Origin of the sequence: Undibacterium sp. Dicai25W (genome assembly GCF_049340505.1) — a bacterium.
GTDB classification, from domain to species: Bacteria; Pseudomonadota; Gammaproteobacteria; order Burkholderiales; family Burkholderiaceae_D; genus Undibacterium; species Undibacterium jejuense.
Map to the genome: position 1 here is coordinate 153,588 of NZ_JBMPOQ010000007.1, position 20,380 is coordinate 173,967.

Sequence of the window (20,380 nt, forward strand, 5' to 3'; positions counted from 1 at the left end):
TCCTTAAAACTGAAAGTATAAAAACGGAATGGCTTTTTGTCCTGCCAGCACGACAATCGCATACGCGAATGTGATGACTGGCCACACCATGCTCCAGCTCATGATGCCTAATCCGCCGCGTTTACCGATAGGCGTTGCTGGATAAATTACGCAGATCAGGCCAATCGCAAAGGTGAGCAAGATACTTGGTCGTAAAGCCAAAATCACTTCGTCCGCCATCGCCATGCCGTGCAAACCTAACTGACCAGCCCACATATCGAGCGCATGATCAAAACCAGACGCACGGAATACCGTCCAGGCAAACATGACCGTCAACATGGTCAAGGTGCGCGAAGCATAATTGGGCATCGACAATCCACGCTGTGTGAACGCACGATCGCAACACAAAGCAGCGCCCTGGATAAAACCCCAGATCAGATAATTCCAGTTATCGCCACCATGCCACAGGCCACCAATCGCCATGGTTAACATCAGATTCACATAGGTACGGCCCGCCCCGTGACGATTACCACCCAGACTGATATACAAATAGTCGCGCAACCAAGACGATAAAGTCATATGCCAACGACGCCAGAAATCCTGAATCGACACGGCAAGATAAGGATGATTAAAGTTTTCAGCAAAATCAAAACCCAGCATCAGCCCCAAGCCAATGGCCATCGCACTATAACCAGCAAAATCAAAGTAAAGCTGAAAAGTGTACGCAATGCAACCGACCCATGCATCCTGGAAACTCGGATTCTTCAATCCAAAAACCAAAGTCACCACCGGTACCAGCGTATCAGCGATCAGCACTTTCATAGAAAAGCCGATCATAAAACGCCGCACCCCCATGCTGAATTTATCTAAAGAAAAGACGCGTTCGCGTAGTTCTTTATCGATGATTTTATAACGTACGATAGGTCCTGCAATCAAATGCGGGAACATCGCCATGTATGCACTAAAAGAAATGATGCTGTATTGCGCCGGTACCGTTTTACGACGGACATCGACGACATAAGAAATAGCATGCAACACTGTGAACGACAAGCCGATTGGTAACATCAGCTTGACCCATGGTATCTCCGGCAAATCATGTCCGGTCAATATCGTATTGAGAGAGGCAATGACCATATTGGTGTACTTATACCAAACCAGCGATGCCAGATTTAATACGATGGTCGCCACCATCAGGCGAGTTTTTAAACGCTCGTCATATGCTTTATCGATCAATATCGCCGCACCCCATGCCAGGATAGTCAAGGCAATGATCAGCAATAAAAATTTCGGCGTCCACCACGCATAAAATAACCAGCTACCGATCAGTAAGGTATGGTTACGAAATCGCTGAGGCGTGATCAGATAAAACGCAAAAAAAAGCGGTAAAAAGAGCGTCAGAAACTCTAAAGATGCAAATACCATGGTAAATACGCTGACTCAGATTAGGAAGTGGAATCGCGTACAAAGAACGCTTGGCGACCTTTTTTAGCAGGAATAACAATCACGCTGTAACGCTCTCCCGCCTGCAATTGCGACATATCGACCGCAGCACCTGCTGCCTCGCCACCGCAATTAGCCTGCACAGTCAGACTTACGGGATTGACCAGGCGGCGCGTTGTGGTCGCCGGCTTAACCGCTTCAAATATCATGGCATTTTTGGCGCCACCAGTCAGGCCAGCGGCAGCACAACTCGCATCGACATTCATCAAAGAAATGGATGCACGCATGGCATTGAAATCGGTCGGTGTTTCGCGTACCAACATACTTTCCAATGCTGCGCCTTTATTCACAATCGCAACGGTAACGAATTCACCCGGTTTCGCCGTAACTTCGACGGACGTTTTGACTGCGCCAACTTGCACCGTTGCTGTTAATTTTTCACCTGCTTTTACGGGATAGAAACGTGAAACACGCCCTTCTGTTTTAGCGTCTAAATTTACTTTAGCTGATCCATTTACTACCGTCGCTTTATCGCCGCTAGCGTTTAAAAAACGGACGAAAGAAGAATCCTGCCCTGGACCCGTTTCATACAAAGGATTATCCGCATAAGCAGCCATTGAACACATAGTCGCAATACAGGTCAGTATCAGTTTTTTCATTTTTTCGAATCAATAATTGGAGTAGTTTTCGTCACGGTCGTCGCTATAACATCAGATCAGCATGACGGCCAGATTTTTTTACTTAATGCCAGGCAAACAACGATGAAGTGAACGATAAATTCAGGCGTCGAACGACTATTGAAATTAAAACGCATCAGCTCTGGATCAGAACCGATGCGTCATTCAGATATTAATGCTTAATTGTTTTCAAAACTGTTGGGGAAGAAATAAAGTTTCCAATTGCTGAGCCCCAGGATTTATAACCGGCGCCGTCGAAATGCTGGCCATCGATCGTGCCCCATTCACCTGGCTGAGAAAAGCTCAGAGAATCAACATAAGTACATGGAGAAACGATTTCTGACAGGTAGCCAGACATTTCCTTAGCACGTGCATAAGTTTTACCGAACTTGCCACCTTCGGTTCCCCATGCCGGGCCAACCCAGACGCAGCTCACTTCGTTCTTTTTAATGCCTTTGGTTAAACGCGAAACCTGTTGCCAGATCCAGTTTTTTTGCAATTCTGGCTGATTGTATGAAGCCATGGTATCGGCATTCACAACAACGACCAGATTTGGTTTGTAAGTTTTAACCAATTCATTAAATGGACGCGTCATGGCGTCCTGGCCGCTTTTCACCTCAACCGGGCCATCTTTAATCCGCTCTGCACCACCGCAGGAAGATTGGGTCTTCACCATCCATTCTCCCGCTGCCACCCCACAAGCACCGAACGAATAGACAACAGCACCTTTATTCATCAAGTCATCGTGCAAAGTCGTGATCAGATAATCTGGTGTAGACATGTGGCTATCGCCGATAATCAGGACGGTCAGTCCGGCTAAAAGTGCGCTCATAGTAGATAGATGAAATTAAAATATTGTTGAAGGTATCTGCCTGGAGTCATGTCCACAATAGACAACTACATAGACAACTACAGTAAAACAGATGCTTTTTGTTGATACAGAGTAGCCATTATAAATACGATGCAGCAACTAAACACTGACAGAATTACAAGATTATCAAGTAGATTTACGTTTTTTTACTAATTGACGAAAATTAACAAATCAGGCTAAGTTAAAACGTCTGTGTTAAATTTATCCCCTTGCTGGATTTTTTTTATTCAAACAAAGCAAAATACTGTTGAAATTCGATATTCCCAGAATTTAATATGGGAAAGTGATTTTAATCCCTTATAATTAAGCAGTTACGACCAGTGGCGGCAACTTTAAATGCTGCCCGTTTTTATTTATGGCTATCAAACACTTCCTGCAATTCTCCGACTTCACGCTCACCGAGTTCGAATATGTGATGCAGCGTGCCCGCATCATTAAACAACGGTTTAAGGCTTATCAGACCTACCATCCTTTATTGGATAGAACGCTGGTCATGGTTTTTGAGAAAAATTCCACCCGTACTCGCCTCTCCTTTGAGGCTGGCATGCACCAGCTCGGCGGCGCGGCGATTTACCTCAACACCCGCGACAGCCAGCTCGGTCGTGGCGAACCGGTAGAAGATGCAGGGCAAGTCATGTCACGCATGTGCGACATCATCATGATCCGCACGTTTGAGCAGGAAATGATAGAACGCTTTGCGGCGAATTCCCGCGTACCTGTCATTAATGGTCTGACCAATCAGCACCACCCTTGTCAGGTTCTGGCGGACGTCTTCACCTATATTGAGCATCGCGGTTCGATCACAGGCAAAAAAGTCGCCTGGGTCGGTGACGCCAACAATATGCTGTACTCCTGGTTGCAGGCGGCGCAAGTATTCAACTTCCATCTGCATATTTCTACGCCAAAAGGCTATGACATGGATATGTCTTTAGTCACGGCTGATCCGTCGCAATACACCGTCTTTGAGGACCCATCGGATGCCTGCGCTGGCGTTGACCTGGTCAATACCGATGTCTGGACCAGTATGGGTTATGAAGCTGAAAATCTGGCGCGTTTGAAAGCCTTTGATGGTTGGATAGTTGACGAAGAAAAAATGGCACGCGCCAACCCGGATGCCTTGTTCATGCACTGCCTGCCAGCCCATCGTGGTGAAGAAGTTTCTGCTGGCGTGATTGACGGACCACAATCGGTAGTGTGGGATGAAGCGGAAAACCGTTTACACGTACAAAAAGCATTATTGGAATATTTGGTCGTTGGCGAAATTCGCTAGTTTTTGTATGTTCAGGTTATTTAAATTGAATCTCAAATCGATCCTGAAATACGAAACAGCACCAAAAAATAATTAAATTTGATTGATAGCATTTTTTTCGAAAGTACATCATGAGCGATATTAAAAAAGTCGTCCTCGCCTATTCTGGCGGTCTGGACACCTCCGTCATTCTGAAATGGCTGCAAGATAATTATCAGTGTGAAATCGTTACTTTCACCGCTGATCTGGGTCAAGGCGAAGAGCTGGAACCAGCACGCGCTAAAGCAATTAAATTCGGCATCAAGCCAGAAAATATTTACATCGATGACGTGCGTGAAGAATTCGTGCGTGATTTCGTATTCCCGATGTTCCGTGCAAACACGATTTACGAAGGCGAATACCTGTTGGGTACTTCCATCGCCCGTCCATTGATCGCCAAACGTCTGATCGACATCGCCAAAGAAACGGGCGCCGATGCGATCTCCCACGGCGCGACTGGCAAAGGGAATGATCAGGTACGTTTTGAACTCGGCGCTTATGCGTTAATGCCAGGTGTCAAAATCATCGCACCATGGCGCGAATGGGATTTGCTGTCCCGTGAAAAACTGATGAAATATGCCGAAGATGCAGGTATAGAAATCGATCAAAAACACAAAAATGGCGGCGCTCCGTATTCCATGGATGCCAACTTATTGCACATCAGCTTCGAAGGTCGTCACCTGGAAAACCCAAGTGCTGAAGCAGAAGAAAGCATGTGGCGTTGGACTTGCAGCCCGGAACAAGCACCGGATGCACCTGAATATCTGGACATCGAATTCGAACGTGGCGACATCGTTGCATTGAATGGCGTACGCATGTCTCCAGCGACCGTACTGACTGAATTAAACCGCCTCGGTGGCAAACATGGTATTGGCCGTTTAGATTTGGTTGAAAACCGTTACGTAGGCATGAAATCCCGTGGCTGCTATGAAACCCCTGGTGGCACGATCATGTTGCGTGCGCATCGTGCGATTGAATCCATTACTCTCGATCGTGAAGTAGCGCATCTGAAAGATGATTTGATGCCACGCTACGCAAGCATGATATACAACGGCTACTGGTGGGCACCAGAGCGTTTGGCTCTGCAAACACTGATTGATCATACCCAACAAACAGTTAACGGCTGGGTGCGTCTGAAGCTGTACAAAGGCAATGTAATTACCGTCTCGCGCGATTCTAAAACAGATTCTTTGTTCGATATGAACATCGCGACATTTGATGAAGATGGTGGTGCGTATAACCAGGCAGATGCTGGTGGATTTATCAAACTCAATGCGCTGCGTATGCGTATTGCAGCCAACGCTCGCGCCAAACGCGGACAGTAATTTTTCACCTTCAAAAAAGCCTGCGCCATAAAATGCGCAGGCTTTTTTACGTTTTTATCTTTTCAATACTGGCTAATATTGGTCAATATTGGTCAATATTGGTCAATACTGGCTTTTGCAAAACAACTACTATCAATACCAGACCGCCACATAACCATTCGTTAAATTCACCGGCATATAACTACCATGCTCAACCACGGCATAATTGGTAGAGCCAGCCGCATTTTTGTATTGATACGCAGTGAAGGTCGTATAGGCCCCCAGAGGGCCAAGGGTAGGAACTGGCAGACCCTGCAATGCCGCATTAACCTGTGTTGGTGTCAGTGTCTGTATGCCATCCACCTGAGAACCACCGTTTACCGTAATAATTGTTGCGCTCCCATCCGCATTGAAGGTCAGGTTGTTGCCGCTAGTCCGAGCAGGAATGCTGCCACCAGCCTGACAATTTTCGTAGTACTGTGTAAAAGTCAAACCCGCCAATTGTAAGCCGCTAAAAATCTGCATTGCACCGACACTCACCAATACATCGGTCGAAGTTTCATTATTCGCACCAACTCCACCATTAGCGACAGGATTACATATCATCGCAAGAGAGGGAGTGTAAGAATCATTGGCGTTGGTATCAAATCCCAAAGCTGCGTAAATATTGTTTCCCCAATAGACATTGCCACTCGTGCTGACGGCGTATCCAGACGTACTTTGCATACCATTAGAACCAAATACAATAGAGCCAGTTTGACCACCCGGTCCATAATCAGCAATGCTGCCAATACCAGACGAAGTCCCATTCACGCTCTGCAAAAAATTAATATCGTTGTAGCTGCTGGAAATTGCAACTGGGACAAAAGTTCCGCCGCCATCTGTACCAACCGTTACGGTGCCACCACCGCACGCAGACAAGCTAAGAGCTGCGACAACTGAACCACACATCAACGCAATTTTTGTGAATTGGCAATTCATGATTTCCCCCTTAATTAGTACTGTTTTTTAAATTGAAGCATCAGACAATCAATCACCATAAATAAATACTCACTAATGACTGTGTTCGGATGACGTTTTAGCCTTAAGCAAATGCTCAATGCAGACTCAAGTTCAGAGCATATTTCCGCGCCGTTCTGAACATGTATGTCGTCTAAATTAATGTTCTTGCTTATGCCACATTAACGTTGAGCACTTTTAAAAAGATGACTGCAAAAAAATGTTTCTTGTAACGAAACAAACGAATCGCGACAGAATTTAGTTACAATTTTTTTGAATATGTTGTTTGGATGTGGATTGCTTTCTGGTTATAAAAAATCCCGGAAAAAAATCCACTGAACATTTTCTGAGTATGAAAATTCGCGACAGTTTTTAGATGAATTTCGGATCAGGGTTGATCTCCGGGCGAATACATTGCATGATGGTACTGATTTATATTGCACCTCAGACTCCCCTAGCGATTCCTCTTTTTACCTACAGAAAGTACGTCATGAATACCCAGTTTGATCAAGTCAGCGTTATCAAAAAAGCGAATATTTATTTTGATGGAAAATGCGTTTCACACAGCATTTTGTTTAGCGATGGCAGTAAGAAAACCATAGGCGTGATCTTCCCATCCAATTTGGTCTTTAATACGGTGGCAGCCGAAATCATGGAACTGAATGCAGGTAAATGCAAAATCAGACTCAAAGATGAAAACACGTGGACGGCCTATGAAGGTGGCCAGCAATTTAATGTACCAGCGAACTCCAGTTTTGAAATCGAAACCTTAGAAACACTGGATTACGTTTGTCACTTCGTTTAAAAAATTGGTGATATTTTTTAAAAAAAGGAACGCCTAATTGAAGCGCTCCTTTTTTTAATTTTGACGTATTTTTTTGATGACTTGAGAATCATCTTTTAAAGTCAACCAAGCTTAACGATACTGATATTCACCATGTTCGTTACCACGATATTCATTACGCCAATCACGCCTATCATCATGGCGATCTTCGTATCTTCGTTCGTGATGATCTTCATACCGTTCATAACGTGCGTGGTCTTCATAACGATCGTGCTGGCCATACCACTCATGGGCATGAATGCGATATTGCGGCGCGTAGACATTGTTATACCAATGATCCTGCACAAAATACACATGACGGCCACAGGCATGATACGCATCACAATAGCGGCTCCAATATCTGACATGTTCAGGTGGAACGCGTAAATACAATGGTTGCTCAACGTAACCATACGCAGGACGTGCAACTAAGACAGGAGTTGAGTAAATCAATGCGGGTGGAGCGACATGGCCAATATCAATCTGGCCGTAAAAACCTGGCTCGCCAACAGATACAGAAACACCGACCCCTTGTGCAAATGAGGCACTGGCGACGATAAGTGCGCAAGCTGCGAAGATAATTTTTTTCATTACACACATCCTTTGTACATCCATTGAAACATACTGCATCAACGGGAGCGGATGTAAAAAGGATGACGTGGACAAGCAATCAACTTGTAACGCTATGTCGCATCATGAAAGCAAACGCGTCATTACTTGCTATTTTAGATCTTTGCTACTTTACGAAAATCCCGTGGACGGAAGCCCATCAAACCTAATGCGGAGAAATAAGTGATGACCGATGCCAGTATCAGCAAAAATAAAGCTCCGATCCGACGTAAGGGGGTATGCTTCATCGCCAACCAGTCAAACTGATCAGAGATCCAAAGTGACACAAAGGCCATCAACAACAATGCCGCAAGTAATTTCAACAAAAACATCCCCCAACCTTTTCGTGGGTGAAAGATTCCTCGGCGGCGCAAGCCAATAAACAAAAAGCTGGCATTCACACAAGCGCCCAATCCCACCGACAAGGCAAGTCCGGCATGCGCAAATTTCGGCACAAAAACCAAGTTCATCAACTGCGTTGCGATCATCACGCTGACCGCAATTTTGACCGGTGTACGAATATCCTGACGCGCATAGAAACCCGGTGCCAGAATTTTTACCACGATCAAGCCAATCAGACCTAATCCGTAAGCAACCAGCGCATTGGATGTCATTTGCACTGCGTGTGCGTCGAAAGCGCCATGATGGAACAAGGTCGCCGTCAGCGGAATTGGAATCGTTGCCAGCGCCACACCTGCTGGCATCGCCAGCAAGAAGGTCAGGCGTAAGCCCCAATCAAGCAATGCAGAATATTCTGCCGTGTCGCCATCGGCGTTGGCTTTAGATAAGCCCGGCAATAGAATCGTTCCCAGCGCGACGCCGAGCAGCGCAGTCGGGAATTCCATTAAGCGATCAGCATTCACCAACCACGTCGTACTGCCAGCGACCATTCCTGAAGCAAGGCTGGTATTAATCAGAATACTGATCTGGGAGGCTGATACCGCAACGATTGCCGGAAGCATATTGCGTATGATGCGTCGCACGCCTTCGTCTTGCCATGCGGTTGCGGGTCGCCAGCCTATACGCGGTAACATGCCAATCTTGACCAGCGCGGGAACCTGTATCCACAACTGCAACAAACCACCAACAAACACGCCAATTGCCTGCCCATATATTGGCGTTTCCATCCAGCGTGACAAACCTAACATGAATGCGATCGAAGTCAGGTTATAAATAACCGGAGTGAATGCAGGTATTTTAAATTCGCGCCAGGTATTCAGAATCCCACCTGCCAGCGCCACCATCGACATAAATCCGATGTAAGGAAACATAATGCGCGTCATCAGCACCGTGGCACTAAATATCTCAGGCTTTTTCAGCAAGCCATTCGCAGCAAAATAAAGAATCACTGGCGCGCCAATAATGCCTAGCATACAAGTGATCAACAAGGCCCAGGTCAATAATGTTCCAACGTGATCGACCAATTCTTTGGTCGCCGCATTACCCTGCTGCGTTTTATATTCAGCCAGAATCGGCACGAATGCTTGCGAAAAAGCGCCTTCGGCGAATAAACGACGTAATAAATTGGGAATACGGAATGCGATATTGTAGGCATCCGTCATAGCATTAGCACCAAAATACGTTGAAAAGAGCACATCACGGGCCAGGCCGGTAACGCGCGACAACATGGTCATGCCACTAATGGAAGCGAGAGTTTTGATTAAATTCATGGTGCGGCATTATATATCGGCTACTCATGGATATTTTTAACACAAGGTAAATTTGTTATCAGAACAGCTTCCCCCGGTTTCAATATTCTTGCACCAAAAGCAAGCCCGTATCTTTCAATTTTTTTCTCAATTTTTTTCTCAATTTCTTTCTCAATTTCTTCAACTATATCCACGGCAAACCGTTGATTTGCTACACTAACGGCCGAGCTTAGACCTTTAGCAAGTTTTCTATAGCACGTGTCAGATACCGTCGTAACAACCTTAGTCTTCTCATCCGGAGAGTGTCCATGTCCCGATTGCACCAATTCTGCCGCCGTTATGTAGGTCCTGCGACTCTGGTTTTATCCAGCCTGTTTGCATTCGGCAACACAGCGCTTGCTGCCGATGGTAAGAATAAAAATGCCAGCAATGACATTGAAGCTGCTGCCACAGCATTGCAACAAACTGGTTTTCAAGGTGCGATACTGGCTGCCCGCGGAGACAAGCTGCTGTACAAAGCCAGCATTGGCAATTTTGGCGATATCAACCGTACATTCCGTTTTGCCTCGATTACCAAAGAAATGACGGCGATTATGCTGATGCAGGAAGTCGAGGCAGGACATTTGCAATTGGACGCGACTCTGGGCACCTATTGGTCCGACTATCCTAACCCTGCTGTGCGTGCCGTGACGATACGTCAATTGATGACGCATTATTCTGGCTTATTTAACGATAATGCCGTTCCTACTTTTCATATGCTGAACGCCAATAACGGCGACAACATGCAAAAATTTGCGACCGGCATGTGCGCCGGGCAAATGAATAGCCAACCAGGAACAACGTTTGATTACAACAATTGCGATTACATGGTGCTTGGTGCTTTACTAGAAAAAATCACCCAGCAGCCTTACGTACAACTTTTGCAAAAAAGGATTTTTGCGCCTGCCAGTATGAATAGTTCTGGCTTTTATACGGCTGCAATGCCAGACAACCCGGAGCATGTCCACGGCAGCCTGGGCGGACAAGCAGAACCAGAAGTCAACTTTGCCAGCTATGGTGCTGCGGGTTCGTCGTTTGGTACTTTAAAAGATTTGTTAGCATTTGACCGTGCGTTTATCAAAGACAAATATATCTCCGCCAAATCACGCTCAGAGATGATCAAACCGAATGCCGTCGGCGGTGCGCTGGGAGTCTGGGTTTATCCATTTAATGGCGCTGATGAAAAAAATCCTACTGTGATCGTCGAACGCCAGGGCTGGATCGCAGGCATCCGTATTTTAAATTTAGTCGATGTGCAATCTGGAAATATCTTGATCATCGTCAGCACCAACGGCGATCTGGATTTGACGCAAACCTGGGCCAACAAAGGACCAGCGGCAGGATTGCTGAAAGCGCTTTTGCAAAGTAAGTAAATAAAACACAGCTATTAATGAGAAGCTGTACGGCCTTATTTGGCGGGTTGCACACACTCTAAAAGCGTTTATTCTGTCTGTACCAGCGCCTTGATTTTGGCCGCTTTCTCAAAATGGTCGAGCTGATGCGTTGCGATCCACCAGGTCGCGGCTTCCATCAACAATACCGGATTATCATTTTTATTGGCAAAAAAGGCGTAAAACGATAAACCGACGTTATCGCCCTTTTGTGAAATTTTTTGATCGCAGACGGCAATGATTTTGTTTTTTAATTCAGGTGTCATGCATACTTTCTACATTCAAAATAGGAAAAATGGATAAGTTCACAGTGCATCTTTCATCAATTCAGTTGCAATCTGATGCGTATCTTTTAAAGTCTGTAATACGATATTCGAACGAATATCTAAGACACCCGTGGTCTTATACAAACGCTCCAGTACAAAGCTGGAATAGTGTTTCAAATTACGCGCTCTGACCCGTAGCAAATAATTAGCATCGCCAGTAATGATGTAAGAACCAATGACTTCCGGCCATTGCAATAGTGCTTGCGAAAAATTCTCATGCCATTGCTCGACGTCGCGGCGCATCGTTACTTGCACAAACGCATCGACTTCTAATCCCACTTTGGCGGAATCAATGACTGCGCAGTAGTGATGAATAATCCCCGCCTCCTCTAACATTCTGACGCGTCGCAGACACGACGATGGAGACAAGAACACTTTGTCTGCCAAATCCTGATTACTCATGCGACCATCTTCTTGTAATTGTTGAAGAATTTTTAAATCGGTGGGATCTAACTGCATGCCTTAACTCCGGATAAAAATGTCCAGCCAGTTTTAAAGTTATCGGGTGGGTGCCCCCACCCTCCAAGCTGGGAGTTTTAGAACTTTCTCGCACAAACCAACCCAAAAACAGCAATTGATGCGGCGCACAAGCACAATAACAACAATTATTTCAAAAATACTCAATATCTTCGAAGTATATTCTATAAATACCAAATTACTCACTGCACTTTGAAACAATTATTCAGCCATTCCAGCATAAAATCTCTGCATGTTTTTAAACAGGAGAGCTTATGTCTGCGCCATCTCAGTTGTGGGATATCAGCCCCGCAATACAAGCAGGGATTCCGGTCTGGCCGGGAGACAGTGAATATACCGCAGAAACCACCTGGCAGATCGCTGATGGTTGCCCGGTCAAAGTCAGCAAAATCAGCATGTCCACGCACACGGGTGCGCATTGCGATGCGCCATCACATTACGGCGTGGATGGTAAGGCCATCGATGAAGTGGATCTGCAAACGTACATCGGCACTTGCCGCGTGATTCATTGCATCGGTGTGGCACAAGTTCTGCCCGAACATGTCCAACCCTATCTAGCGCAAATACCGCCCCGTGTATTGTTCCGCGCTTACCAGCAAGCGCCGCAGATGCAGTGGGATAACAATTTCCCCTATGTCAGTTCAGCTGCCATTGAGTTGCTCGCTGCACACGGCGTCAAATTAATAGGTATTGATAGCCCTTCGCTAGACCCACAAGAATCCAAAACACTCGACGCCCATTTGTGCGTTAAAAAACATCAGATGGCGATTTTAGAAGGCATCGTATTAGATGACATCGCCGCTGGTGATTACGAACTTATTTGCCTGCCCCTAAAACTCAAAGGGCTCGATGCCAGTCCGGTACGCGCGGTATTGCGTTCCTTGTGATTTTCAATATTTAGAAAAATTTAAATTCCGAACTAAGTAAGCCACTAGCCCATATTCAGGAGACAACATGACTCAAATTACAAGCCGCGCTGATTGCCAGGCATTAGATCAACAAGATGCTTTAGGGTCGTTACGCGACGACTTTATTTTGCCAGATGGCGTCATTTACCTCGATGGCAATTCACTCGGCGCACGTCCTAAAGCTTCATTACAGCGCGCACAAGAAGTCATTACCCAAGAATGGGGCACCGACTTAATCACCAGCTGGAACAAGGCCGGCTGGTTTGAATTGCCATCTTCACTCGGCAATCAACTTGCGCCTTTGGTAGGCGCTGAAGCCAATGAAGTCGTGGTCACTGATTCGACATCGATCAACTTGTTTAAAGCGATTGCGGCTGCTTTGCAAATTCAAGCTAAGGATGCAAAACGCAAAACAATTATTACTGAACGTAGTAACTTCCCTACCGATATCTACATGGCGGAAGGTATTACTAAATGGCTGGACCGTGGCTATCAGATTGTATTGATTGACACGCCAGAAGAATTACCGGATGTGATCAATGATCAAACGGCACTGGTGATGCTCACCCATGTGAATTACCGTACTGGCTATTTGCATGACATGGCCGCCGTCACTACATTAATTCATCAGCATGGCGCATTAGCCTTGTGGGATCTCGCGCATTCTGCGGGCGCCTTGCCAGTACATTTGAATGCCGCCAATGCCGACTTTGCGGTGGGTTGTACTTATAAATATCTGAATGGCGGCCCAGGTGCACCAGCATTTATCTGGGTTCCACAGCGTCATCAAGCCGTGTTCAATCATCCTTTATCCGGCTGGTGGGGACATGAAAGTCCATTTGCGATGGCACCAGGATTTACACCAACACCAGGGATACGTCGCGCCTTGTGCGGTACGCAACCTATCGTCTCATTAGCCCTGGTTGGCTGTGGTCTGGATGTATTCGGAAAAACGGATATGCAAGCGATTCGTAAAAAATCGCTGGCTCTCACCGATTTGTTTATTCAATTGGTTGAGCAGCGTTGCGCATCCCATCCACTAGAATTGGTTACACCCCGCGATCATCATCAACGTGGTAGTCAGGCCAGCTTCAAGCATCCACATGCGTATGCCGTGATTCAGGCATTGATCACACGTGGTGTGATTGGTGACTACCGCGAGCCAGCGATCATGCGCTTTGGCTTTACGCCGCTGTACGTGCGTTACGTCGATGTCTGGGATGCGGTTGAGACACTGCGCGATGTTTTGGACAAGCAAGATTACGATACGAATTTGCAACGCAATGCCGTGACTTGATTGGCAAATGTCCCGACAATAAAAACTTATTTTGAAAGAACCATCATGAGTAATAACAACGAATCATCCGGCAAATGCCCTATGTCCTGGCATGGCGCACAACTCGACTTTTCTGAGTCCATGAGTTACGGCGACTATCTGGGTTTGGATCAGATTTTGACTGCGCAACACCCACGCTCGCCCAATCACAATGAAATGCTGTTCATCATTCAGCACCAGACCAGTGAATTGTGGATCAAATTAATGCTGCATGAATTGCATGGCGTACGTCAACAAATTCATAACAACGATTTACCACCCGCATTCAAAATGCTGTCCCGCGTTGCCCGTATCATGGATCAGTTGGTGCACGCCTGGGACGTGTTAGCAACAATGACTCCAAGTGAATACACTGCCATACGCCCGTATCTTGGTGCATCCTCGGGCTTCCAATCGCATCAGTATCGTGAACTGGAATATTTGCTCGGCAACAAAAACGCCACCATGCTGACGGTGCATGAAAGCAAGCCAGAAATTCATGCGACCCTGAACGATGCCTTGAGTACACCATCGATTTATGACGAGGCGATTATGCTCATGTCCCGTCAGGGCTTTGACATTGATGCGGATCGCTTGCAACGCGACTGGACACAACCTGTTCAGGCTAACGAATCTGTAAAAGCGGCATGGCTGAAAGTCTACCAAGCACCGGAACAATATTGGTCACTCTACGAACTGGCTGAGAAACTGGTGGATATGGAAACCGCATTCCGTATCTGGCGCTTCCGTCACGTGACCACGGTGGAGCGCATCATTGGCTTTAAGACCGGTACCGGCGGTACTGCAGGCGTGAGTTATTTACGTAAAATGCTGGATGTGGTGCTGTTCCCAGAACTGTTTGCGTTGCGCACAGCGTTGTAATCGATGACATTTGCGTTATCAAATTAAGTCAAAACAGCTCATGCACATCACTCCAGCGAAGGCTGGAGTCCGATAATCTTTTCAAGAAGCAAGGGTGGGTGCAAGCCGTCATTCACCTGCATATTCAAATCCACGCAAGGCTCCTTATCCCGAATTTCAACTAGTCAATCAAGTTATTCAAGTCATTTTTGCTGCAATGCGATATCAAATAACTAACTACATACCACTCTGACATATCAAATACATACTCAATATGATTTTTCTTACACATTGCTAAATTTTCTTGAGCTCGCACAAACTTTTATCTATTAAGCGGACTATAATCGCGACAGATTCAAGGATGCTTCTTTTCTTATGTGGTCAGTGCAATATGCGGTGACTGAAAAGCATGAAATACGCACTGAGACAACATTTTTTAAATGCTTAATCAGTAATTTTGATGCAATGCAATATGAATGGAATATGGAGTTTGACATGATCACCCCCATGGTACGCACGGCAACGCCAACAGCAACGATCCCCCATTTCGCAGAAGAAGTCCGCCACTACGATCAGGTAGTAGCCAATCACATAGAAATGGGATTGAGCCTGCAACAAGACTACGGCACCACCTGTGCGATTGAATATATGCAAGGTAAAGGCGTGCCAAATCAAATCACACAACAGGTCTTGATCCGGTCCCTTCAGCACTTACAGCACATCTGATGACCGCCTGAAGCAGACGTCCCTGCATTTGCGGACAGGGGCTATCTTTTTCATTCTGATAGCGCTCGTGGCGACTTGAGAATAAATATTGCATAATGTCCATTTATTCTCGGGGATGGCAATGCTTACCTTTCAAACTGCGCTGACTTTCTTCGGCGTCTCCATCTTATTGGGATTATCCCCGGGACCAGACAACGTCTTTGTTCTGATGCAGTCCGCGACACAAGGACGCAAAGCAGGCATGCTCGTCGTGCTTGGTCTGTGTACTGGCCTCATCGTTCATACAATCGCTATTGCGCTGGGGCTCGCTGCCGTTTTTGCGGCATCAGCAGTGGCTTTTCTGGTCTTAAAATGCCTTGGTGCTGCCTATCTTGCATATCTCGCCTGGGGCGCGTTCCGTGCGCCTGTAAGTGAAGATACCAGCATCAACGCCACAGCATTGCGCCCAAGCCAGCTTTACTTGCGCGGAGTGATTATGAATTTGACTAATCCTAAAGTAGTGTTCTTTTTCCTTGCATTTTTACCGCAATTTGTCTCTGCAGAACGTGGTTCAGTTGCATTTCAATTTGTGGAATTAGGTGCGATTTTTATCCTTGCGACCATCATCGCCTTTGGTAGTATCAGCTATTTTGCAGCGACGGTCGGACAACGTCTGCGCGGTTCAGCGAGTGCGCAACGTTGGATGAATCGGGCAGCAGCATTCGTATTTGCAGGCCTGGCATTAAAACTCGCGTTCTCGCAACGCTGAAAAAAACTCTGACAACCCAAACGTTGATAAGAAAAAACCTTGCAGAAACATTTTCTCTGCAAGGCTTTTTTATCGTTCAAAGAATAAATATGCTTTAAGCGGCAAGATATTTACTAATGCCGCTTAGTGGCGATTTTTTCCAAATGCTTCACCTTTATTCCACACTGGCATGGTTTTGGCATTGGCGATCTCGTAACCTAAATTGAGTGTAAATTGTGCTTGCTGTTGCATACCGCTCAGATCCCATTCCAAGTGATATTTATCACGCTCGGTATGATAATCGTTTTTAAATCCCAGCATTTTGGCACTGGCATTGCTATGATCTTGTTCAATAAAGTCAAAATGCCCATCGCCAGAAAATACCGCTGAACCAACGTTGAAAGCCGGAACACCAAAACGCGCAAAATTAAAATGATCGGCGCGGAAAAATGCGCCACCCAAATCCGGAGCCGCAGTGGCAATTTGCAAACCCATTTGCTTTGCGACTTTGACTGCACTCGCATGCAAGCTACTGCGTTCACTGCCTTCGATACCGATGTCGCGTGTTTTTCCAACAAAATTCATACTATCCAAATTCAAATCGGCTGCCGTTTTTGCGAGTGGCCAAGGAGGATTATTAACGTAGGCAGCGCTCCCTAATAAATATTGCTCTTCTGCTGCCGGCCATAAAAATATTTGTGTGCGTTTGGCAGGATGCGCTACAGCAAACTGCGCCATCGCCAATAAAGCCGCTGCGCCTGATGCATTATCTACCGCACCATTCCAGATATGCGTACTACCATCAGGCTGCGTTTCTATCCCAAGATGATCCCAATGTGCGGAATACACCACTGCTTGCGATTTCAATGTCGCATCTGTGCCTGGCACCATTCCCAACACGTTAAATTGCTCGACGTGGCGTATCTGGCTCTTGAGTTTGACATGCGCGACGGCATTTAAAACGACTGGGGCAAAGTCGCGCGTTTCAGCACGGGTACGCAACTGATCGAGGTTTGCACCAGCACGGCTAAACAATTGCTGAGCAACACTGTCCTGTATCCACCCTTCCATCGCATTGCCATTATTGGCCAGACTAAAACGCTCATGGCTGAAACTGGTTTGTGGCACATTCCACGCATACGTTGCTGATGGCGTGGTGTGGATCAATAGGACACCAGCCGCCCCCTGACGAACGGCTTCTTCAAATTTGTATGTCCAGCGACCATAATAAGTCAGCGCTTTACCGGCAAAACGATGTGGCTCTTCGGCGGTTGGTTGTGGATCATTGACCAACATCACCAACAATTTACCCTTAAGATCAACGCCTTTGAAATCATCCCAACGCTCTTCTGGTGCGCGCACGCCATAACCCACAAATACAACCGGAGCATCGAACGCCACATCCGCTTTGCCGCCTGAAGATCCAAAGACAATGTCACTACCCAATTGCGGTGCGTAAGTCTGACCATTGATTTCAAAGCTGACGCTGCTCTCAGGTAAGGTTTTGCTACCGACGATACGCACTGATTGGCGATAACCAGACACTTTATCCGATGGCAGCGACTGCAAGCCCATGATGCTTAATTGGGTTTCCAGATAGCGTACCGCCAGATCACCACCACGCTGACCGGTACCACGCCCCTCCAATAAATCATCGGCAAGAAAAGACAAATGCGCTCGCATCACTGGCTCACTAATGCGAGCTTGCTGTGCTGGGGTGAATGGAGAACACACACTCAGTGCAATGAAAAGTCCAACAGCTTTTTTTATCATGGGAAGCGGAAAATAAATTATTGATCAAGTAAGGAAGAGTTCTGGAATTATAGCTTGCGCTACTTACCACCTGGACTACAAAAGAAAGCATTTAATTGTCATCAATAATGTTTCCGTCGACATGAATACAAAATGTCAGCAGATAATATTGACATTGAGTAAGTCTGAATTGAATTTCTCTAAAATTCCTGCCAATAAGCCAGAAAACCAGTCGATAATAAGAGTAATTCCTCTTTTATCTCATGCAGTTTTTTATGACGAAATCAACGAAACTCAAAGCAATAGTCGCAGGCGTGCTTATCACCATCATTGCATTGATCTACGGTGGGCCGTGGATTTTATATTTTTGGGGTCTTGAAGGTATGAGTGGAAAACCAGCTCTTCCAACGGTCGTCGCCAACGTTCAACAACAGCAAGTTTTATGGGAAAAAGCCGGATGTGAAGGCACTCCCACATTAGTTGAATTGGATCCCGTATCTTATTTCTTTTCAGCTGGTACGTTAGAGGCACCACCACCAGCAACTATTTTTGCCTGGCGCATTGCTGCGGCTTATCAACGTGAGCATCAGTTACGCGATGGAGCAAGCTGGCAACAACTGTCTGGCAGCGCGATGGTGATCTGGATTACCCGACATTGGACTATCGAACAGATTTTATCGAAAACGATAGAACTGGATGCGAAACAGAAAAATATCCAGCATCCTTAAAAAAAGTAAATGGCATCTTTCACCGTTAAGCAAAAGATGCCAAATCCATCTATTTCTTCAACGAAGAATTAAGCGAGTTTTTTTGCGACCGTCGCAATACGTTGACCAAACAATTTCGCTGTTTCCAGATCGCCTGGCAATGGACCTTCGTCAGGCGAAGCATCGGATGGAGATTGTGTCATCAAACCGCTAAAACTTGCCAAATAGTTGATGTCGTTTCTTTGCGCAGCTTTGCTGTTGGATGGCATCATACCCGTGCCCACCCAAATCATCGAATGCTGCTGAGACAGGGTAAACAGATAATGCAGCGTCGACAGTTTATCGCCATTCATACTCGCAGAATTAGTAAAACCAGCAGCGATTTTATCTTTCCAGACTTGGGTGTACCAAGGCTTGGAAGTTGCATCTGCGAATTTCTTAAATTGCCATGAAACCGTTCCCATGTAGGTTGGTGAGCCAAAAATGATCGCCTGCGCCGCTGCGAGGCTGGCCCATTGTGCGTCTGTAATATTGCCTTCTTTGTCGATCAAAATCAGGTCAACCTCTGCACCCGCTGCTACAGCACCAGCCTGAACGGCTTCTGCAGCCTTGGTAGTATGGCCATAACCTGAATGGTACACAATCGCTACTTTTGTCATGTTTTGCTCCTGAGAAAATGAGTCAAATGAATTCAAATAATTGATGAACTACGGCACAGCACAATAACATCCCGGTTAAGCCTGCTAAGTGACCGGGATATTATTGTTAAAAGCCAAAAAAATAACAACGATCAATGCGGCAGATCAAACACTAACACTTCTGCCTGTTTTCCTGCGCTTAACTGCAACAACTGTTCATTTTGCAATTTCATGGCGTCGCCCTCTTTCAATACCACACCATTCACGGTCAACTCACCGCGTGCCAGATGCACGTAGGTCAGGCGATCCGCTTGCAAACTCAACTCTTGTTTCTGATCGCCGTCGAACAAACCAATCAACAAACGCGCATCCTGACGGATTTTAATCGAACCGTTGGCTCCATCGCCGGATACTACAACGCGTAATTTTCCGTCTTTCTCAATACGATCAAATTCTTTTTCCTCGTACAACGGCTCACCGCCTAACATACTAGGCTGTATCCAAATTTGCAACAATCGAGTATGTTCTTTGCTCGAAGGATTAAATTCAGAGTGACGCACACCCGTTCCGGCACTCATGTATTGGACATTGCCCGGACGTATGGTACTGCCGTTATCCATGCTGTCCTTGTGCGCTATCGCACCTTCTAACACGTAGGTAATGATTTCCATGTCTTTGTGTGGGTGCGTACCAAAACCCATCGCAGGGGCGATCCAGTCATCGTTAATCACGCGCAAAGGACCAAAACCCATGTGTTGAGGATCATAATACTCAGCGAAAGAAAAACTATGGAAAGACTTCAGCCAGCCATGTTCAGCAGCGCCACGTTCTTGAGATAATCTTACGGTAATCATATGAGCTCCAATTCAATTTA

At 46.1% G+C, this 20,380-nt stretch carries 22 protein-coding genes; 10 read left to right on the top strand and 12 right to left on the bottom strand.

The window, feature by feature from the left end; all coding sequences use genetic code 11:
* Positions 1-3: 3 nt before the first annotated feature.
* The 3 genes from ACO0KY_RS10560 to ACO0KY_RS10570 form a co-directional block, all read right to left on the bottom strand.
* A complete protein-coding gene (locus ACO0KY_RS10560) occupies positions 4-1,401 on the bottom strand; it encodes an MBOAT family O-acyltransferase (protein WP_423045853.1) in 1,398 nt (465 codons plus the stop codon).
* A gap of 20 nt (positions 1,402-1,421) precedes the next feature.
* Positions 1,422-2,078: a cell division protein FtsQ gene (locus ACO0KY_RS10565; RefSeq protein ID WP_422993531.1), complete on the bottom strand. Its 657-nt coding sequence runs from the start codon at positions 2,076-2,078 to the stop codon at positions 1,422-1,424.
* 190 nt (positions 2,079-2,268) lie between these two features.
* Positions 2,269-2,928, bottom strand: coding sequence for an SGNH/GDSL hydrolase family protein (locus ACO0KY_RS10570; RefSeq protein ID WP_186911735.1), 660 nt, complete (start codon positions 2,926-2,928; stop codon positions 2,269-2,271).
* 394 nt (positions 2,929-3,322) lie between these two features.
* On the opposite strand from ACO0KY_RS10570, the gene argF reads away from it, so the two are divergent.
* Positions 3,323-4,237 carry an ornithine carbamoyltransferase gene (gene argF / locus ACO0KY_RS10575; protein WP_423045856.1) on the top strand — a complete coding sequence of 305 codons (915 nt, stop codon included), beginning with the start codon at positions 3,323-3,325 and terminating at the stop codon, positions 4,235-4,237.
* Between the two features lie 110 nt (positions 4,238-4,347).
* The gene (locus ACO0KY_RS10580; RefSeq protein ID WP_422993525.1) at positions 4,348-5,580 is read left to right on the top strand and encodes an argininosuccinate synthase; all 1,233 of its coding nucleotides are present in this window, start codon (positions 4,348-4,350) and stop codon (positions 5,578-5,580) included.
* 132 nt (positions 5,581-5,712) lie between these two features.
* Here the strand turns inward: ACO0KY_RS10580 and ACO0KY_RS10585 are convergent, their stop codons facing one another.
* Entirely contained in the window at positions 5,713-6,540 is an 828-nt protein-coding gene (locus tag ACO0KY_RS10585; protein WP_423045858.1) for a hypothetical protein, read from the bottom strand.
* A 508-nt stretch (positions 6,541-7,048) separates the two neighbouring features.
* On the opposite strand from ACO0KY_RS10585, the gene ACO0KY_RS10590 reads away from it, so the two are divergent.
* Positions 7,049-7,363, top strand: a complete 315-nt coding sequence (locus ACO0KY_RS10590) for a pyrimidine/purine nucleoside phosphorylase (protein ID WP_186911731.1) — start codon at positions 7,049-7,051, stop codon at positions 7,361-7,363.
* Positions 7,364-7,474: 111 nt separating this feature from the next.
* Here ACO0KY_RS10590 and ACO0KY_RS10595 read toward each other — a convergent pair whose 3' ends face one another.
* The 3 genes from ACO0KY_RS10595 to ACO0KY_RS10605 form a co-directional block, all read right to left on the bottom strand.
* On the bottom strand, positions 7,475-7,972 hold the full coding sequence (locus ACO0KY_RS10595; protein WP_423045861.1) for a hypothetical protein: 498 nt from the start codon (positions 7,970-7,972) through the stop codon (positions 7,475-7,477).
* A gap of 134 nt (positions 7,973-8,106) precedes the next feature.
* Positions 8,107-9,660 carry a murein biosynthesis integral membrane protein MurJ gene (murJ, locus tag ACO0KY_RS10600; RefSeq protein ID WP_186911729.1) on the bottom strand — a complete coding sequence of 518 codons (1,554 nt, stop codon included), beginning with the start codon at positions 9,658-9,660 and terminating at the stop codon, positions 8,107-8,109.
* Positions 9,661-9,680: 20 nt separating this feature from the next.
* Complete coding sequence (locus tag ACO0KY_RS10605; RefSeq protein WP_423045863.1) at positions 9,681-9,833, bottom strand: hypothetical protein; 153 nt, start codon at positions 9,831-9,833, stop codon at positions 9,681-9,683.
* A 114-nt stretch (positions 9,834-9,947) separates the two neighbouring features.
* Between ACO0KY_RS10605 and ACO0KY_RS10610 the strand changes: the two genes are divergently transcribed.
* Positions 9,948-11,051, top strand: coding sequence for a serine hydrolase domain-containing protein (locus ACO0KY_RS10610; RefSeq protein ID WP_423045865.1), 1,104 nt, complete (start codon positions 9,948-9,950; stop codon positions 11,049-11,051).
* A gap of 68 nt (positions 11,052-11,119) precedes the next feature.
* Here ACO0KY_RS10610 and ACO0KY_RS10615 read toward each other — a convergent pair whose 3' ends face one another.
* Both ACO0KY_RS10615 and ACO0KY_RS10620 read right to left on the bottom strand, forming a co-directional pair.
* On the bottom strand, positions 11,120-11,335 hold the full coding sequence (locus ACO0KY_RS10615) for a DUF6500 family protein (RefSeq protein ID WP_423045867.1): 216 nt from the start codon (positions 11,333-11,335) through the stop codon (positions 11,120-11,122).
* A gap of 39 nt (positions 11,336-11,374) precedes the next feature.
* The gene (locus ACO0KY_RS10620; RefSeq protein WP_423045869.1) at positions 11,375-11,854 is read right to left on the bottom strand and encodes an Lrp/AsnC family transcriptional regulator; all 480 of its coding nucleotides are present in this window, start codon (positions 11,852-11,854) and stop codon (positions 11,375-11,377) included.
* A gap of 272 nt (positions 11,855-12,126) precedes the next feature.
* On the opposite strand from ACO0KY_RS10620, the gene kynB reads away from it, so the two are divergent.
* From kynB to ACO0KY_RS10645, 5 genes are all read left to right on the top strand, one after another.
* Complete coding sequence (gene kynB / locus ACO0KY_RS10625; RefSeq protein ID WP_423045871.1) at positions 12,127-12,759, top strand: arylformamidase; 633 nt, start codon at positions 12,127-12,129, stop codon at positions 12,757-12,759.
* 67 nt (positions 12,760-12,826) lie between these two features.
* Positions 12,827-14,077, top strand: coding sequence for a kynureninase (gene kynU, locus ACO0KY_RS10630; protein ID WP_423045873.1), 1,251 nt, complete (start codon positions 12,827-12,829; stop codon positions 14,075-14,077).
* 45 nt (positions 14,078-14,122) lie between these two features.
* Entirely contained in the window at positions 14,123-14,977 is an 855-nt protein-coding gene (gene kynA / locus ACO0KY_RS10635; protein WP_423045875.1) for a tryptophan 2,3-dioxygenase, read from the top strand.
* A gap of 474 nt (positions 14,978-15,451) precedes the next feature.
* Positions 15,452-15,682: a hypothetical protein gene (locus tag ACO0KY_RS10640; RefSeq protein ID WP_422989697.1), complete on the top strand. Its 231-nt coding sequence runs from the start codon at positions 15,452-15,454 to the stop codon at positions 15,680-15,682.
* Positions 15,683-15,803: 121 nt separating this feature from the next.
* Positions 15,804-16,430, top strand: a complete 627-nt coding sequence (locus tag ACO0KY_RS10645; protein WP_423045878.1) for a LysE family translocator — start codon at positions 15,804-15,806, stop codon at positions 16,428-16,430.
* A gap of 123 nt (positions 16,431-16,553) precedes the next feature.
* Here ACO0KY_RS10645 and ACO0KY_RS10650 read toward each other — a convergent pair whose 3' ends face one another.
* On the bottom strand, positions 16,554-18,182 hold the full coding sequence (locus ACO0KY_RS10650; protein ID WP_423045880.1) for a M28 family peptidase: 1,629 nt from the start codon (positions 18,180-18,182) through the stop codon (positions 16,554-16,556).
* Positions 18,183-18,436: 254 nt separating this feature from the next.
* Here ACO0KY_RS10650 and ACO0KY_RS10655 point away from each other — a divergent pair, with 254 nt between their 5' ends.
* Positions 18,437-18,889: a hypothetical protein gene (locus ACO0KY_RS10655; RefSeq protein WP_423045882.1), complete on the top strand. Its 453-nt coding sequence runs from the start codon at positions 18,437-18,439 to the stop codon at positions 18,887-18,889.
* A 68-nt stretch (positions 18,890-18,957) separates the two neighbouring features.
* Here ACO0KY_RS10655 and ACO0KY_RS10660 read toward each other — a convergent pair whose 3' ends face one another.
* Positions 18,958-19,527, bottom strand: a complete 570-nt coding sequence (locus ACO0KY_RS10660) for an NAD(P)H-dependent oxidoreductase (RefSeq protein WP_423045884.1) — start codon at positions 19,525-19,527, stop codon at positions 18,958-18,960.
* Positions 19,528-19,658: 131 nt separating this feature from the next.
* On the bottom strand, positions 19,659-20,360 hold the full coding sequence (locus ACO0KY_RS10665; RefSeq protein ID WP_186911716.1) for a pirin family protein: 702 nt from the start codon (positions 20,358-20,360) through the stop codon (positions 19,659-19,661).
* Positions 20,361-20,380 lie beyond the last annotated feature (20 nt).

Coding starts and splice junctions, on each gene's coding strand:
- ACO0KY_RS10655 (WP_423045882.1), top strand. CDS start 18,437: ATGACGAAATCAACGAAACTCAAAGCAATAGTCGCAGGCGTGCTTATC.
- ACO0KY_RS10610 (WP_423045865.1), top strand. CDS start 9,948: ATGTCCCGATTGCACCAATTCTGCCGCCGTTATGTAGGTCCTGCGACT.
- murJ (WP_186911729.1), bottom strand. CDS start 9,660: ATGAATTTAATCAAAACTCTCGCTTCCATTAGTGGCATGACCATGTTG.
- ACO0KY_RS10580 (WP_422993525.1), top strand. CDS start 4,348: ATGAGCGATATTAAAAAAGTCGTCCTCGCCTATTCTGGCGGTCTGGAC.
- argF (WP_423045856.1), top strand. CDS start 3,323: ATGGCTATCAAACACTTCCTGCAATTCTCCGACTTCACGCTCACCGAG.
- ACO0KY_RS10650 (WP_423045880.1), bottom strand. CDS start 18,182: ATGATAAAAAAAGCTGTTGGACTTTTCATTGCACTGAGTGTGTGTTCT.
- ACO0KY_RS10640 (WP_422989697.1), top strand. CDS start 15,452: ATGATCACCCCCATGGTACGCACGGCAACGCCAACAGCAACGATCCCC.
- kynU (WP_423045873.1), top strand. CDS start 12,827: ATGACTCAAATTACAAGCCGCGCTGATTGCCAGGCATTAGATCAACAA.
- ACO0KY_RS10645 (WP_423045878.1), top strand. CDS start 15,804: ATGCTTACCTTTCAAACTGCGCTGACTTTCTTCGGCGTCTCCATCTTA.
- kynA (WP_423045875.1), top strand. CDS start 14,123: ATGAGTAATAACAACGAATCATCCGGCAAATGCCCTATGTCCTGGCAT.
- ACO0KY_RS10585 (WP_423045858.1), bottom strand. CDS start 6,540: ATGAATTGCCAATTCACAAAAATTGCGTTGATGTGTGGTTCAGTTGTC.
- ACO0KY_RS10665 (WP_186911716.1), bottom strand. CDS start 20,360: ATGATTACCGTAAGATTATCTCAAGAACGTGGCGCTGCTGAACATGGC.
- ACO0KY_RS10565 (WP_422993531.1), bottom strand. CDS start 2,078: ATGAAAAAACTGATACTGACCTGTATTGCGACTATGTGTTCAATGGCT.
- ACO0KY_RS10620 (WP_423045869.1), bottom strand. CDS start 11,854: ATGCAGTTAGATCCCACCGATTTAAAAATTCTTCAACAATTACAAGAA.
- ACO0KY_RS10590 (WP_186911731.1), top strand. CDS start 7,049: ATGAATACCCAGTTTGATCAAGTCAGCGTTATCAAAAAAGCGAATATT.
- ACO0KY_RS10560 (WP_423045853.1), bottom strand. CDS start 1,401: ATGGTATTTGCATCTTTAGAGTTTCTGACGCTCTTTTTACCGCTTTTT.
- ACO0KY_RS10570 (WP_186911735.1), bottom strand. CDS start 2,928: ATGAGCGCACTTTTAGCCGGACTGACCGTCCTGATTATCGGCGATAGC.
- ACO0KY_RS10660 (WP_423045884.1), bottom strand. CDS start 19,527: ATGACAAAAGTAGCGATTGTGTACCATTCAGGTTATGGCCATACTACC.
- ACO0KY_RS10615 (WP_423045867.1), bottom strand. CDS start 11,335: ATGACACCTGAATTAAAAAACAAAATCATTGCCGTCTGCGATCAAAAA.
- kynB (WP_423045871.1), top strand. CDS start 12,127: ATGTCTGCGCCATCTCAGTTGTGGGATATCAGCCCCGCAATACAAGCA.
- ACO0KY_RS10595 (WP_423045861.1), bottom strand. CDS start 7,972: ATGAAAAAAATTATCTTCGCAGCTTGCGCACTTATCGTCGCCAGTGCC.